Origin of the sequence: Varibaculum timonense (genome assembly GCF_027694345.1) — a bacterium.
GTDB lineage: Bacteria > Actinomycetota > Actinomycetes > Actinomycetales > Actinomycetaceae > Varibaculum > Varibaculum timonense_A.
Map to the genome: position 1 here is coordinate 81812 of NZ_JAQEVU010000005.1, position 16018 is coordinate 97829.

Here is a 16018-nt window from a genome sequence, read left to right on the forward strand (position 1 = left end):
GCGAAAGTAGAATATCTGGTTGCGCAAGATTTACCACCAGAAAGCTACAGTAATCGCGCAACTGATTTAATATAAATGCGCCTTCGCGCGGACAGGTCGCTAAAAAGCCCCTTCGGCGTGGCAGAATAGAAACTATGACCGTGAAAATTTTGGTAGTAGACGATGACGAAGCGCTCGCGGAAATGGTGGGCATTGTGATGTCCACTGAGGGTTATATATCAGTTTTCTGTCACCACGGTGAACAGGCTTTTAATGTTTTTCAAGAGAGCCAACCGGATTTAGTGCTTCTGGATGTAATGTTGCCTGGCAAAGATGGGGTGGAAATTTGTCGGCAGATTCGCACCGTATCCGATTTGCCAATCATTATGCTGACCGCAAAGTCAGATACTGCCGATGTAGTGGCTGGTCTGGAAGCAGGAGCCGATGACTATATCCCCAAGCCTTTTAAGCCCAAAGAACTGGTTGCGCGGATAAAAGCTCGCTTGCGTGGGCGCAGTAGTGAGGGGCAAGAAGAGGACGTTGATATGGGGGATTTGCGTATCAACGTGGTGGCGCACGAAGTTTTCCGGGGTTCAGAGCGGATTGATTTAACTCCTCTAGAGTTTGATTTGCTGCTCACTTTAGCGCGTTCGCCTTGGAAAGCCTTTAGCCGAGAAGAACTCCTAGAGGAAATCTGGGGATACCGGCATCCGAACACTGATACTCGCTTGGTTAATGTCCATGTGCAGCGGCTTCGTGCCAAGATAGAGGAAGATCCCGAACATCCCAAGATTGTACGTACGGTGCGAGGGGTGGGATACCGCGCCGGAGGCAACTCTGCATAAATGAGTGCGCAATCCCCAGCGGAGGTAGCTGCCCCCACTTCCAGCAATTTTTGGGAGCTGGTGCGACAAAAAAAATGGCGGCAAAGCCTAGAGAGAATACAAACCGGCTTGTCTAATGTGCCGATAGTACGGTTTTTCCTTTCCTCTGTATCTGCGCGATTAACTGCGTTAATGACGCTAGCTACCGCCGTAATGATGGTGATTTTGATTGTTTCGGTCACTACTCATGTCTCTAATGGAATCTTCCAAAAACGACTCAATATTGTTTTGCAGGATGCCTCGCTTCGGGCTCAAAGTTTGCAATCCGCTTTTGACTCTACGGTGGTTGATTCGGTTAATGGGGTACAAGATGCTGCCTACACCCTAATTTCGGATCAACGAGATGCTTCTGCCGGTGCGGGCGGGGTAGGGGCAATGCTGTTGAAAGACCCGAATGAAACCCGTCCCTTAGCTATCAACGAGATTATTGACCCGGAACAGCGCGCCCTCATTACCAAAAATTTACGTAGGGCGGTAGAGCAAAAAGGTGGAATTCACTGGCAGTCGGTGTCTTTAAAGAACTCGCAAGAAGAAAAAACTCCCGGGATTGTGGTCGGGTCGCGAGTATTGCTGCCACTAGTAGGTTCCTATGAAGTCTACATAGTCTATTCTCTAGCCTATGAACAGCAAACTGTTCATACTGTAAACCAGGTGCTCATTTTTGGAACGGTCGTACTCTTAGCGCTGATAACAGTGCTGATAGCCGCGGTATCTTATTCGATTTTGACTCCTGCACGCCGAGCGGCGAAAGCAGCTAGGAAAGTTTCAGCCGGAAACCTTAATATCCAATTGCCGGTGTGGGGCAAGGACGAACTCGCTCAGCTTTCGCAAGCCCTCAACGATATGTCCTCTTATCTTCGCGAACAAATTAAAGATTACGAAGAGCTATCTACTTTGCAGCAGCGGTTTGTATCCGATGTTTCTCATGAGCTGCGCACCCCGCTAGCCACCATCCGTATGGCTACCGATTTGCTTTATGATGAGCGAGACGAGCTTTCCCCCACCAATGCCCGTTCGGTGACGATTTTGCATCGCCAAGTTGATCGGTTCGACAAAATGTTGGCAGATTTAATCGAGATTTCCCGGATTGACGCTTCAGTAGCGCAACTATCGTTATCCGACACTAACCTAACTAACCTAGTGTCCGAGGTTTTAGAATCTAATCGGTCATTAGCTGAAAAAATGGGGGTAAAGGTCGAGCTAAAGTCTTTCGGCGACACCATTGCGCAGCTAGACCAAACCCGGGTAACGCGTATAGCTCAAAACCTCCTGGTAAACGCGATTGAATTCGCGGAAGGTAAACCGGTGGAAGTTACGGTTTCTGGCTGTCATACTGCGGTGGCTTTCCAAGTGCGCGATCATGGACCGGGGATGAGCGACGAGGTGGCTCAACACGTTTTTGACCGTTTTTATCGGGCGGATCCTTCCCGCAAACGTACCACTGGCGGTACCGGTCTGGGGCTCGCCATATCTGCCGAGGACGCAGCGTTACATTCCGGGTTGCTCACGGTTTTGTCGTGCCCGCTGGAAGGCTCCGCTTTCACCTTGCTACTACCGCGTCATGCGGGGCAAGAGATTACTGACCTGCCTCAACAGGTGGAAAACCAAGATTTGATTGCCGCGCGTGGACGCTGGGCTAAAGAACACCCGGAGGACATTATTTTGTCCGAGGAGTTAGACGACACCTCCTTGGAGCTGCATCACCTGCAAACTGATGTGAACCCCCTGGAAACTGGTATTTCTAACGAAGATGACAGCTTAAAGCAAGGGCTCGATTACCTTCCTTTAAAGGTTAGTGACGATGCTTCCACTCAGCTATCACCGCGAATATCGCCAGATGACAGCGTGATTAGCATTCAACAAAGAATCGAGAATCTACAGGCCGAAGAAGACCGGAAAATAGATAGCGAATCAGAGGGAGCCGTCTGATGAAATGGTTATCTTTTCTATGGCGGCAGCCGAGAGCCTGGGTAGCGAAACCTAGGGCAGTAAATCCCTGCACGTCCTCGGGAAAAATAGTTCCGTCCTCCAGGGTAATTAAAAGACAGCGAGGAAAACAGATTCTGGTAACTGCTGTCGCTACTTGCCTGACTTTAACTATGGCAGCTTGTGCCTCCCTGCCGGATTCAGGACCGGTGCGGGAAGGAGAAGTAAACCGGGATGCACGTAACCCTCTGGCACAGTTAGCGAGCGGGCCGGTAGATGGATCCACGCCTGAAAAATTATTAGCAGATTTCCAACAGGCCTGCGCTGCCGGTACCTATGACGACTATGGAATCGCCCGGCAATTCCTAAGCGCTGCCCAACGTCGCAGCTGGAAACCGCAGGCACAGGTGACGGTACTGAAACCAAAAAATGAGCTGAAAGTAGAGTTTAACAGCACAGATAATACTGCTACCGGTACTGGGCAGCCGATATTGCGTTTAAGTAAAGCCGGAATCGAGAAAGATTACCACGCTGAAGAAACCTTCAAATATCAACTGGTTAAAGAAAATGACCAATGGCGGATTAACGCCTTACCTGATGGGGTGGTGCTCACTAGCTCGGCTTTCAAAAACGCTTATGGTAAACGAAATGTCTACTACTGGTCGAGTGACCGGCGTTTTCTAATCCCGGATCCTAGATGGGTTCCTCGCAAGAACAGCCCGCAACACCTGTTAGAGGCACTTTTTTCCGGACCGACCGCAGACCTAAAAGGTGCGCTGCATTTGCCAGAAATTTTAGAAAAAGTTCCTTCCAATCTTGTAACTTTGCAGGGCAAAAAAGCGCAGGTGGAGCTACCGGAGACTGTTCGATTGCGCTCTGAAGCGGATATTTCTCAGCTATATCAGCAGCTGCGATTAACTTTGCTTGATGTAGCGGGAATCGAAGAAGTAATTGTCACGCAGAACGACGCCGTGCTGTCTGACCCTAGTGAACAGCCGGTATCGACGCCGAAACGGAAAATGTTAGGTATCCGCAACGGTGAAGTTATCGAGGAGTCCGATTCTCAAAATGGGGTATTCAATTCGGCGGCAGATTTATCTGGGATAGTTACTTGGCCAACCCCTTCCACCAGCGATTTTCAGGTGGCTATTCGCGGCGGTAACGAGCTGGTTCGTCTGCAACGAGGTAAAGCTCCCGTGGTACTTTACCGGGGTAAGAATTTGCGGAATCCGCAGATTGATCCCTGGGGGTGGGTATGGACAGGTGACAGTTCCAAACCTGGGGATTTAGTGGCAGTAAATGCACATTCCCGGGTGGTTACGGTAAAGGTTCCGTCAGAAGGTGAATGGAAAATCCCGTTTTTTGCACTCAGCTCACCAGGGGTGCGGGGATTGGTAGTTTGGCAGATTGGATACAGTTTCCAAGGGCAACATATTACGGTTGTTCGCAGTGAGGATGGTACCCCTACTCAGGTGGTTGCTACCCCAAATAAAACTGCTGTTTTACGGGATGTGCTTTCCGTGGCCTGGATTGATTCCGGTCAGGTCGCGATTTTGCAGGGCGGTAGTTCCCCTAAAGTTCATATAGCGGCGATTAATTCTTATGATGATTCGTTTGAACCGGCGCTTAATGCTCGCTATTTAGTCCCTAATCCTCCTGATGGGAATGTGCAGGTGGTTACGGATCGCACGGTTCGGATGGTTCATATTGAACAGTCTTGGCGAGTGGTGGGAAACGGGGTTTCTTATCCTGCTTTTGCGGGAAGCGGATAGTTTTATAGCTAGCGACATTAGCTACCGGTATTTTCTGGTTTAAGCCAGCGTTAGCTTGCCTAACAGCGCTGTCCCCAGGGCGGATAAACGGCAGTTTTCCCCAGTTGCTTATTCCATAGGGAGTGGGAGAAAAGTTCTGTTGGCAAGATTTCTCTATGGGTTTTACTGTGTTTCCCGTCTTTTCTCAAGGCTCAGCGCCATTTAGTGGGAAAATCGCAAAGCATTTCCGCGCGTTCTCGACCCTGTTGTTCCCTGAGACTTGCCCCGGTTGTGGGCGTCTTGACACCTTACTTTGTGACCGGTGTCGAGGGATATTCTTGCGTGCCCCCACTGCCGTTGATGCCGCTACCGCTTTAGGTAAGGATGCCGGGCAAGTCTTTACGCTCAGTCTTTATCGTCAGCAAGCACGTGGGGTAATCCTAGCGATGAAACATTCACGAGGGTTTTATTACCAGCAGCTTCCTTTCTTTATTGGGGCAGTGGCGGCGAGGTCGATTGCGTTAAGCGTTTCGCAGCCCACTCTGATTTGCCCCGCGCCCTCTACCTCACATTTTGGTTCTTCTCCCATCCGTTCGACCGCCGGTAGGTTAGCGGCAGGATTGGCAGCCGGGTTGAACGCTTGTGGGGGTAAAGTGCGTCTAGCGGGGTTGTTGGAGCTTAAAGCGGGGAGTAAGAAACAGGCAGGTCGCAGCTATCAGGAGCGGTTACGAGGACGAGCTGGAAGCATGCGTTTAGCTGCGCCGGGGGAGTTGGATTTCAGTAAACGGGTGTTGCTAGTTGATGACGTTATCACTACCGGTGCTACTATCCGGGAAGCGGTAAGGGTAATAAATGAGGCGCAGACACAGGTGGTAGGGGTGTTCTCCCTTGGCGTAGCCGAAAGAAACCTCAAAAGGGCTTAATGGTTTGGCATTGTGCGGTAAAATTTTGGTACTTGAAAAGCCCAATGATGGGCGAAAGGGGGTGGTAGCTACAATCACCGCGACCGGAACGAGCCGGTACGCATTCACCTGGGATCTTTGATCCCCATACCGTGCCCTGGAGGACACAAATGGAAATTATCGTTGAAGCACGTAACGCCGAAATCCACCCGAATTTCCGCCAATATGCCGAGGAAAAAGTCGCTAAGGTTGAACAGTTTTATCCGCGGGTACAGCGGGTTAATGTGGAGCTTACTCATGAACCTAATCAGCGACAAGCAGATACTTCTGAAAAGGTGGAACTGACAGTTTTCGGTAAAGGGCCGATTATCCGCGCTGAGGCCAGTTCTTCTGACCGTTACGCCTCAGTAGATATTGCTTGTGGCAAACTATATGAACGGTTGCGCCGTGCCCGTGATCGGGCTAAGGATCATCGTCGTCGCCGGGAAGCGCAGCATCAAGAGGACTCAATCAAGATTGAAGAACTTAATCTCAGGGACGCCGCCAAGGCGGTTACCCCTGATGACGGCGAGTTTTCTCCCGATGTTCCGCGAGAGAGAAAAATTGGGGTTCCCGATGAAAGTCAGTTAGGTGATTCCCCAGTTGTGGTTCGGCAAAAGCTGCACGAAGCATCGGTAATGACTGTGAGCGAGGCTCTGTACCAAATGGAACTGGTGGGACATCCCTTCTTCGTGTTTATTGATTCCGAAACCATGCAACCTTGCGCGGTCTATCACCGTCGTGGCTGGACCTATGGGGTTATTCGCCTAGATGCCACGGCGACTCCCCGGGAGAGCTAATAGGCAAAGATGCCGCTGTCCCTGGCAGTAAGGGAATATACTTGGGAACCTGCTTTATTCAATTGAATAAAGTGCTTAGATTCCAAAACGGGACACGTTCCCAAAAACTTATGGGGGGGCTCTGACAATAGTCAGAGCCCCCCCATTACTTCCAGGTAATTAACGCATTTGGAAACGCTGCTTACCGCTGTTCCAGCCAGTTTGCTCCAGTAACCTAGGCTGCGCGGTGTCCCGGTCAATCCGCCAGCCCGGATCGGTAAGCATCCGGGAAATCGCCAGACCTACCCCGATAGAAAGAATAACGAAAAACACTTGAGTTAATGCCTCGGTCGCTTGAGTTATCTCTCCATTAGATAGGTGAGTAATCGCTGCATACAGGGGTACGCCGGGAATCATAATCACCACTGCCGGTACTGTCAGCGAAGTGCGGGAAAACCTGAATCCGCTGGCGAGGGAAATAAAATGTGCCACAATCCCAATGGTTAAAGCTGCCAGGCCCACCGCAGCTTGAGGAAGCATCCCCTCACTCACAAAGAAAAGACGCCCCACATTGACGCCACCGGCAACTAAAGCTGCACATATGGCAACTTGCGGGCGAATAGAAAACAGCACTGCGAACCCGAAAGAAGCAATCAGCGAACAAACAAATTGCAATAAATAAAGGGCAGGGCCATCAACCGGGAAACTGCTAGGAGGATCAATATGCCAGTTAAATATGGTAGCAATCATCCATACCGAAATCCCGGCCGAGATAACTAGCATCATCACATAGGTCATCCGGGACATTCCCGCTAAGAAATCCATCCGCACCAAATCAAGAATCGCTGTTACCAGCGGAAACCCGGGAACTAGGAAAAGAACCGCGGAAATAATTCCTTGCGGGTGAGCCACTTCGAGCAGTCCAGACAACAGTAGAGCCTGGCTAATCCCCATATAGATGAAAGAAGCCATCAAACCACACAGCATCCAAACCCCGAAATGGTTAGCTTTCCGTTTCAGCATCATGCGTCTTAAAAACTGTCCGCAAAGTGCCGCTATAGCAACCACGCTACATTCAACCACTCCGCCCCGATTCAAAAAACAGAAACCGGCACACGCTATTCCAGCTGCCAGGCAGTTTACTACTCCGGAATAGGGTGGTTTGCGCGCGCAAATCTCATCAAGAGCTTTCTCGGCGTCCTCTACCAGCATTCCCGGTTTCAAAGAACGAACAAATCCCCGCAAATCGTCAAGCCGAGCGGCGTTAGCCCCGAACGCGCGTTGTTCATGAGACTCGGTGCGGAAAGTACCGTGAGCATAAACAGAAGTGACTATTTCTGAAAAAGTAACTTGCGAATGCTGAGCTTCGATTCCCACCGCGTTAGCCAGGCGAGCCATAGAGAACTTCACCAGATAGGCACTAGCTCCAGCCGCTAGCAAGGTGCGTCCCAAGCGGGTTACTACCCCCGATTGGGCAGCCAGACGGTCACGTAGGGCGCGAAGCTCGTCATGCTCGCTACCGTGGGGATTAAGAGTATCCGCTTTGGACTCGCCTAAAACGTCATCTGAGGACGAAGCGTGTCTGTCAGCACCGATGTTATTATGGGAAAATTCTTGCTGCATAAGGCAATTATCTCCCCTAAACTTCACAGCTATCCAGGACGAAAGAGGTAAATCAGGGGCGATAATTATTACAATGCGCCAGCCCACTTAAGGCTGACGCATTGTAAAACTAAAGTATGGGCAGGCTTACAGACCACCGATGATTTGGGCGATTAGGATTTTACCCACCATCGCCAAGGGGTAAACCAGGGAATAACCAAGCGCCACTCGCGGATCAAAGTTAGTACGGTTATTGGCGTAGGCGAGGACGGCAGGTTGAGTTTGTGCCCCAGCCAATAGACCAGATAGGCGAGTTCCGCCCATCTTGAAGGCGTAGCGCATCACGAAATACAGTCCAAACCCGACCGTCAAAGTAACTGCGATACCGACCAGTAAAATCCCTAGCCAAGCCCCGGAAGTAAAGGCTTTCATAATCTGACCGCCAGCGTTATAGCCAGCTTGTGTCAAGAACACCAACAGACCAAACTCGGCAAGCACCTGACTGGCGGTATAAGGCAAAGCGGTGGGGAAGGGGCCGATGCGTCCCACCCGACCAAAAATAAGTCCTACTAACAGCGTTCCAGCCGCGGAACCAATCGTGAAATACTCGCCACTAGGAGTAAGGATGGGGAACTCGCCGATTAGCAGTCCCAAAACCATACCGATACCCAAAGCCACCGGGTTAATAGAGGTCAAGCCGGTAGTGGAATCCCCAAAATACTTCGATAGCTCTTTAAGGTTCTTGGTAGGTGCCACTACCCGAACCCGGTCGCCCATCTGAAGTACCAGGTCAGCGCGTCCTAACATATCGGTATCGCCACGCCGTACCCGCGACACGGTCGCTTGGTAACGTTCTTCCAAACCAAGTTCCCCTAAAGTGCGTCCAGCCAGCTTCGGATCGGAAATAGTTATCCGGCGATAGTCCCAATCCCGCCGGTCAGCCGCAAGGGAAATCGAGGAATCGTGTCCCAGTTCAGAAACCACTTCGACCACCAAGTTTTGCGGACCAACCACGGTCACCAGGCAGCCTTTACCGAGTTTAGTGTCGGGGGTAGGGCGTACGATTGGTCCGTCCTCGGTTTCCCGAAGCCGAGAAAAACGCACGTTTTCGCCAACATGGGCACGAATGTCGCGTACCGAGGGGAGGTCATCCCGTTCAACTCGCACAGTGCGAGAAACCAAAGATGCGGGACGGTCCTTATCATTCTTGCCATAGTTGAGAGCTAAGGTAGCCACGATTAGCATTCCGAAAACACCAAATAAGTAGGCAATGGAATAGGCAACGGTTGCCGACTGTTCATCGCCCGAGGCTGCGCCGGCAGCAGCTAGTGCCGGGGTGTTAGTAATTGCGCCCGCAAAAGTACCGCCGATAGTGGCCGCGTCCATCCCCGCGATTTTGCCTAGCAGGCAGGCCACGACGCCCCCGCCAGCTAAAACCGCGAAAGTGGCGGCCATAATCCCTAAAGATTTCTTAAGAGAAGCAAAGAAAGAATTACCCGAGTTAATCCCGATAGCAAAAGCGAATAGTGCCAAACCAAGTTTTCCGAACTCGTGCGGGAATTTGGAAACCATATCCACGCCCTCGGCAGTACCCCAAGCGGAAATCCCGATAGCTAGGAAGAGGACGGCCGCTGCCCCCAGTCCGATTCCCTTGAAACGGAAATGACCGAGATACATTCCAATGCCGATTAATCCGAAAAGTACAAGTACAGGTTGTTCTGCCAGATATTGGAAAACTGTCTGCACGATACCTCCTTAATGAAATACGTAGCTTTTTCTATGATTTCATACCCAAATCGCGCCGCGTTAGTCGAAAGTCCGTCCTAAGTTGGCAATCAGAGAGGAGTTAATCACGATTTCGCGTTAAAGCAGAGGGAGAGCGGGGTCTCCTATAGAGGCAAGTGGTGGGAGCGGAGATAAACACTATGGGTTAATAGCGTGTAGCAAGCCAAGCCCACGCGGTTCGTATCAAAACCTGAGACGCTTCCGCCCGCTGGCTATGGGTCGCGTAGCGTTTGAACTGTTATGGCGAAACGAATTACGAACCTAGTCAGCCTAGTACTACTGGTAGTACCGGGCGGGGCTAGTCGCGTCTAAAAACGTTTCAGATGCAAAGCCCTAGGTAAAAGCACCTAGGGCTTTTTTATTTAAAGAAAACAGGGAAACATACAGGAACGGGGAGCAAGGATGAGTAGCAAAGAGCAAAAACCCGGCGGAGTGCCTCCTGGAGAAAGGATGAGTGGATCTCGGGCAGTAGTCGCTACCCTAGAACGCCTGGGAGTGACCGATGTATTTGGTTTACCCGGCGGGGCAATCATGCCGGTTTTCGATGCGCTCTATGACTCGCAAATCAACCAGATCATCGTGCGTCACGAACAAGCTGCGGGACACGCGGCGGAAGGTTACGCACTCTCGAGCGGGAAAACCGGAGTAGCTATCGTAACTTCTGGACCGGGAGCCACCAACCTAATGACCGCTTTGGCGGATGCTCATATGGATTCGGTGCCGCTGGTGGCAATCTCGGGGCAGGTTGCTGCCAGTGCGATCGGTACTGACGCGTTCCAAGAATCTGACGTGGTGGGAGTGTCGATGCCGATTACCAAACACAATTTTTTGGTAACTGAGCCGGAAGAGATTCCGGTTACTTTGGTGAAGGCTTTCCATTTGGCCTCTACTGGCCGTAAAGGCCCGGTGCTGGTAGATATCGCCAAAAATGCCCAAGTCGGCGAACTTGATTTTTCTTGGCCGGTAACCGTGGATTTACCCGGATATAAGGTGCCGAGCAAACCACACGCTAAGCAAATAAAAGCCGCTGCGAAGCTGATGGCGAAGGCAGAACGGCCAGTCCTCTATGTAGGCGGGGGAGCGCTGGCGGCCGAAGCGACGGCAGAGCTAAAGGAACTGGTGGAAGTTACCGATTTCCCGGTAGTGCTTACCCTGACCGCGCAAGGGGCGTTCCCGTCCTCGGATCCCCATTGCCTGGGAATGCCGGGGATGCATGGTTCGGTTCCGGCGGTGACCGCCTTGCAGCGCGCGGACGTGATGGTGGCGCTAGGGACTCGTTTCGATGACCGGGTAACTGGTCGCTTAGATGCTTTTGCCCCGGACGCCAAAGTGATTCACGCCGATATTGACCCCGCCGAAATCTCGAAGAACCGGGTAGCGGACATACCGATCGTGGGAGATTTACGGCAGACCCTACAGGGATTACTGCCGAAGGTTAAAGAGGAAATGCAGCGTAACCCGCGGGACATTTCTGGTTGGAAGCACCATTTGGATTACATCTGCGAGCGTTACCCGCTTGCCTATGATGAACCAGATGACGGTCTCCTCCCCGCCCAATATGTGATTAAACGTATCGGGGAAATGGTGGGTAAGGATGCGATTTACTGTACCGGCGTGGGACAGCATCAGATGTGGTCACAGCAGTTTTTGCCGCACGAAAACCCGCGCGGCTTCCTCACCTCTGCTGGCTTAGGCACTATGGGGGTAGCAATTCCCGAGGCGCTCGGGGCGAAAGTTGCCAACCCGGATGCGCAAGTCTGGGCGATTGACGGGGACGGGTGTTTCCAAATGACCAACCAGGAGCTCGCGGTCGCTACCTTAGAGAATCTGCCGATTAAAGTGGCGATTATTAACAATTCGGTTCTGGGAATGGTGCATCAGTGGCAAGAACTGTTCTTTGACTCGCGTTTTTCAGGCACCTTGCTGCAAGACGGAGAGGGCGGAAAGGATATTCCCGACTTCGTGAAACTGGCAGAAGCCTATGGAGCGCTAGGGTTGCGGGCTCGGACTAAAGAAGAAGTGGACCAGGTAATCGCCCAGGCGATGGAAACCAATGACCGTCCGGTGGTAATTGATTTTCGAGTCTCTACCGATTCCCAGGTCTGGCCGATGGTGCCGGCGGGCGAATCAAATAGCAATGTTATCTATGCAGGCGGGCAAGGACCGGTCTGGGAAAGTGAGGACTGATCGTGATGGACAATCGCCATACCCTTTCCATCCTGGTAGAGAATAAACCCGGCGTCCTCGCTAGGGTAGCTGCCCTGTTCACTCGGCGGGCTTTCAACATTCATTCCCTAGCGGTCGGAGAAACCGAAGAACCCTCGATTTCTCGGATAACTGTGCAGGTAGATGCGGAAGATTTACCTTTTGAGCAGGTAACTAAACAGTTAAACAAACTGATAAACGTGCTAAAAGTGGTGGAGCTACACCCCCAGGACTCGGTTACCCGTAAGTTTGTACTGTTTAAAGTGCAAGCCAATGATGATAACCGAGCGCAAATCCTGCAAATCGTGGATTTGTTTAGAGCCAGCGTAGTAGATGTAAACCGGAAATCGCTGGTTATCCAGGCAGCCGGGGTGCAATCAAAACTGGAGGCACTGATGGATACCTTAGCGCCTTACGGTATCAACGAAATCGTGCAATCGGGGGCGGTCGCCATTGGCCGTGGCCCGCGTTCAATCACAGATCAACTAAAGGAGAAGTAACAATGGCTGAAATTTTTTACGACACTGACGCGGATATGGCCGCACTTGCGGGTAAGAAAGTTGCCATTATCGGTTACGGCTCGCAAGGTCACGCCCACGCCCTCAACCTGCGCGATAGCGGGGTAGAGGTAGTCGTAGGGCTGCGGGAAGGCTCGTCCTCGGTGGCAAAAGCTAAAGAGCAGGGGCTAGAGGTCAAATCGATTGAGCAGGCAACCGCTGAGGGCGACATCGTAATGGTGCTTGCGCCTGATCAGGTGCAGCGGACGGTTTATGCCGAGCAGATTGCCCCAAATCTGAAACCGGATGCCGCGATTTTCTTCGCCCACGGTTTCAATATCCGTTTCGGTTATATTCAACCCGGTGCTGGTCACGACGTGTGTATGGTGGCGCCGAAAGGTCCTGGTCACAAGGTACGTGCCTCCTATGAAGCCGGTTACGGAACCCCGGCGGTTATCGCGGTGGAGCAGGACGAATCCGGTAACGCCTGGCAGGTAACCAAGGCCTATGCGAAAGCTCTGGGGGCGACTCGGGCAGGGGTGCTGAAAACCTCCTTTACCGAGGAAACCGAAACCGATTTGTTCGGGGAACAGGCAGTGCTCTGTGGCGGGGTATCGCACCTGATCCAAGCCGGTTTTGAGACATTGACCGAGGCCGGTTATCAACCGGAGATTGCCTATTTTGAGGTTTGCCACGAAATGAAACAAATCGTGGATTTGATTAACGAGGGCGGAATCACCAAGCAACGCTGGTCGTGTTCAGACACCGCCGAATACGGCGACTACGTGTCCGGCCCGCGAGTAATTACCGAGCAGACCCGCCAGGCTATGCGCGACATTTTGTCCGATATTCGCGATGGTTCTTTCGCGCAGCGTTTCATCAATGATCAGGACAACGGAGCTCAGGAGTTTAAACAGATGCGTGCCACTGAAGAAGCCCACCCGATTGAGAAAGTAGGGCGTGAACTGCGTGCCATGTTCTCGTGGAATCAAAGTGATGATGACTACCAGGAAGGGCAGGCGCAGCGCTAAGGGCGCTAGACCTGGCAATGCTTCGGGTTGTAGTGCTGACTTGTGAAAAGTGTTCGGGGGACCCCGGTGAGCCTTGCTTCGCTCGGCTCAAGCCCCCTCTCACATCTTTTCACAAGTCAGCGTTACCGCTTCCAAGATTGATTTCTAGCGGTGAGGTTACTGCAATCGTAGTCGAGTAGTTTGTTTATTCTGCCCAGGTAGCGCAGGGAAAGGACAGTAACAGGTATGGGTAATACCATTAAGCTCGCGGTTATTCCCGGGGACGGGATTGGTAAAGAGGTCGTGGCCGAGGGGCTAAAAGTTATGGACGCTGCCTTGGCTGGTAGCGGGATTAGCATCCAAAAAACCGAGTTCAACCTGGGGGCTGCCCGCTACCTGGAAACCGGAGAGATTCTGCCCGAGGCAGAGCTGGAAAGTATTAAACGGCACGACGCGATTTTGCTGGGGGCAGTAGGAGATCCCGCGGTTCCCTCGGGAGTGCTAGAACGCGGCTTGCTACTCAAGCTACGTTTCAGCCTGGATCACTATGTGAATTTGCGTCCCGCCCACTACTACCGAGGCGTTCCTACTCCGCTGGCGAATCCCGGCGAGATTGACTTCGTGGTAGTTCGAGAGGGCACCGAAGGTTTGTACTGCGGTAACGGCGGGGCAATCAGGGTGGGAACTGAGCAGGAAATCGCCACTGAAGTTTCCGTTAATACCGCTTTTGGAGTCGAACGGGTGGTGCGCTTTGCATTTGCCCAGGCTGTCAAACGCCGCCAGCACGTGACTTTAGTGCATAAACATAATGTGCTGGTTCATGCTGGGCATTTGTGGCGGCGAACGGCAGAGCAGGTATCTCAAGAATACCCCGAGGTTACCTGGGATTATGCTCATGTCGATGCTGCCACTATTTACCTAGTGCAAGATCCGGGACGTTTCGACGTAATCGTCACCGACAACCTGTTCGGCGATATATTAACCGACGAGGCAGGTGCGATTACCGGGGGGATTGGTCTGGCGGCCTCGGGAAATATCAACCCGGATCGCACCTTCCCCTCTATGTTTGAGCCGGTACATGGCTCGGCGCCTGATATTGCCGGAAAGGGAATCGCTGACCCCACGGCTACGATTGCTTCAGTAGCGATGCTGTTAGAAAACGAGGGCGCAGGGCAACCGGCGGAAGATATCCGCGCCGCGATAGCTGCCGATATGGAGGAGCGCGCCCTTGCGGCTGAAAACGGTGAACCACTGGCGCGCAGTACCAGTCAGATTGGGGATGAGATTGCTGCCCGCCTCTAACGGAAACGGATAATCGCTACTTATGGCGAGAAAAGTAAATACATGGTCTCCTAGTGACCGAGAAACAGAGTTTGAGAACAAAAATAGGCTCCCCGGAGCCGGAAAGAACACGATGATGAGCGAGAACGGTTTAACCCATACATTAACCGGGTTAGAGGCAGCATCGCAGGTACCGCTGCCGAGCGCGGATGAATTGGCGGGGCGCTTTACTTTGCGGCCTAACCAGAATCCAGCCAGCGACAAAGAATACCGCGAGATTATGGAGTCCTTGACTTTCGGTTCTCATTTCGGGGATCACATGGCGGTTGCCGACTGGAAAGTAGGTGAAGGGTGGAGCGGACACCGCGTGCAAGCCTTTGAAAACTTGAGCCTGTCGCCGGGAGCCGTAGTGTTTCATTACGGTCAAGAAGTCTTTGAAGGGCTAAAGGCCTACCGCCATAAAGACGGCTCTATCTGGGCTTTTCGACCTCGCTATAATGCTGCCCGCTTGAATGCCTCCGCGCGGCGCCTGGCACTACCGGAAATCCCGGAAGAGGATTTCGTGGCTTCTATCGTTGATTTGGTGCGCGCCGATAAACGCTGGGTGCCGACTGCGCCAGGCACCTCCCTCTATCTGCGCCCCTTTATGATTGGAACCGAGCCCTACCTGGGGGTACATTCTGCCAGGGAAGTTAAATATCTGGTGATTGGTTCTCCATCGGGGGCATATTTCTCGGGTGGGGAAACCAAAGGGGTCTCCATCTGGGTAGACCGCCACTATCATCGGGCAGGTCCAGGCGGGACTGGGGAAGCTAAATGCGGAGGTAACTATGCGGCTTCCCTGTTGCCCCAAAATATGGCGGCCGAAAAGGGTTATGAACAGGTCTGTTTCTTGGACACCAAGCGAGGAGAAAACCTGGAAGAACTGGGCGGTATGAACGTGTTCGTGGTGCGGGCGGACGGTTCAGTACACACCCCGCGCCTTACTGGCGTAATCCTGGAGGGCGGGACTCGCTCGGCTATCTGCCGCCTGCTGCGCGATAGCGGCACTCCGGTTTTCGAACGCGATATTTCCCTAAAATCGCTGGTAGAAGATATTCGCTCCGGTGAGGTGAGTGAAGTATTCGCCTGTGGAACTGCGGCGGTAGTAACCCCGATTGGGAGGCTCGGATCCGATGATTTCGAGGTGGAAGTGCCTTGCGGACCGGTCACCGCCAGTATTCATCAACGCCTGGTAGCTATTCAAAACGGGGAAGCCCCCGACCCTTACGGCTGGACTTATCACCTTTGTGACTAGCGGCGCTGAGGACGCGGGCGAGCAGATTTCGGAGCTCGTGTTTAGGGAGGCGCGAGCCGGGATTCTAGTGCTCGCCCTCGT

The 16018-nt window shown here is 52.5% G+C and carries 12 protein-coding genes; 10 read left to right on the forward strand and 2 right to left on the reverse strand.

Annotated elements, in window-relative coordinates:
• Window positions 1–134: 134 nt before the first annotated feature.
• From mtrA to hpf, 5 genes are all read left to right on the forward strand, one after another.
• Complete coding sequence (mtrA, locus tag PG728_RS05400; RefSeq protein ID WP_270626213.1) at window positions 135–824, forward strand: MtrAB system response regulator MtrA; 690 nt, start codon at window positions 135–137, stop codon at window positions 822–824.
• Window positions 825–2792 (forward strand): MtrAB system histidine kinase MtrB, encoded by a 1968-nt coding sequence (mtrB, locus tag PG728_RS05405; RefSeq protein ID WP_270626214.1) that lies wholly within the window; start codon window positions 825–827, stop codon window positions 2790–2792.
• Window positions 2792–4561 carry an LpqB family beta-propeller domain-containing protein gene (locus tag PG728_RS05410; RefSeq protein ID WP_270626215.1) on the forward strand — a complete coding sequence of 590 codons (1770 nt, stop codon included), beginning with the start codon at window positions 2792–2794 and terminating at the stop codon, window positions 4559–4561. Before mtrB ends, PG728_RS05410 begins: the two co-directional genes overlap by 1 nt.
• 155 nt (window positions 4562–4716) lie before the next feature.
• Window positions 4717–5463 carry a ComF family protein gene (locus PG728_RS05415; RefSeq protein ID WP_270626216.1) on the forward strand — a complete coding sequence of 249 codons (747 nt, stop codon included), beginning with the start codon at window positions 4717–4719 and terminating at the stop codon, window positions 5461–5463.
• Window positions 5464–5612: 149 nt separating this feature from the next.
• The gene (hpf, locus tag PG728_RS05420; RefSeq protein ID WP_072510659.1) at window positions 5613–6281 is read left to right on the forward strand and encodes a ribosome hibernation-promoting factor, HPF/YfiA family; all 669 of its coding nucleotides are present in this window, start codon (window positions 5613–5615) and stop codon (window positions 6279–6281) included.
• Between the two features lie 159 nt (window positions 6282–6440).
• On the opposite strand, the gene PG728_RS05425 is transcribed toward hpf, so the two are convergent.
• Together PG728_RS05425 and PG728_RS05430 are read right to left on the reverse strand one after the other, a co-directional pair.
• Window positions 6441–7883 carry a threonine/serine exporter family protein gene (locus PG728_RS05425; protein WP_270626218.1) on the reverse strand — a complete coding sequence of 481 codons (1443 nt, stop codon included), beginning with the start codon at window positions 7881–7883 and terminating at the stop codon, window positions 6441–6443.
• A 126-nt stretch (window positions 7884–8009) separates the two neighbouring features.
• Entirely contained in the window at window positions 8010–9608 is a 1599-nt protein-coding gene (locus PG728_RS05430) for an aspartate:alanine exchanger family transporter (protein WP_270626219.1), read from the reverse strand.
• Window positions 9609–10049: 441 nt separating this feature from the next.
• Here PG728_RS05430 and PG728_RS05435 point away from each other — a divergent pair, with 441 nt between their 5' ends.
• The 5 genes from PG728_RS05435 (at window position 10050) to PG728_RS05455 (ending at window position 15937) form a co-directional block, all read left to right on the forward strand.
• The gene (locus PG728_RS05435; RefSeq protein ID WP_270626220.1) at window positions 10050–11834 is read left to right on the forward strand and encodes an acetolactate synthase large subunit; all 1785 of its coding nucleotides are present in this window, start codon (window positions 10050–10052) and stop codon (window positions 11832–11834) included.
• A 5-nt stretch (window positions 11835–11839) separates the two neighbouring features.
• Window positions 11840–12352 carry an acetolactate synthase small subunit gene (ilvN, locus tag PG728_RS05440; RefSeq protein WP_270626221.1) on the forward strand — a complete coding sequence of 171 codons (513 nt, stop codon included), beginning with the start codon at window positions 11840–11842 and terminating at the stop codon, window positions 12350–12352.
• Window positions 12353–12354: 2 nt separating this feature from the next.
• Complete coding sequence (gene ilvC / locus PG728_RS05445; protein ID WP_270626222.1) at window positions 12355–13380, forward strand: ketol-acid reductoisomerase; 1026 nt, start codon at window positions 12355–12357, stop codon at window positions 13378–13380.
• Window positions 13381–13605: 225 nt separating this feature from the next.
• Window positions 13606–14661, forward strand: coding sequence for a 3-isopropylmalate dehydrogenase (locus tag PG728_RS05450; protein ID WP_270626223.1), 1056 nt, complete (start codon window positions 13606–13608; stop codon window positions 14659–14661).
• A gap of 115 nt (window positions 14662–14776) precedes the next feature.
• Window positions 14777–15937 (forward strand): branched-chain amino acid aminotransferase, encoded by a 1161-nt coding sequence (locus tag PG728_RS05455; RefSeq protein ID WP_270626365.1) that lies wholly within the window; start codon window positions 14777–14779, stop codon window positions 15935–15937.
• Window positions 15938–16018 lie beyond the last annotated feature (81 nt).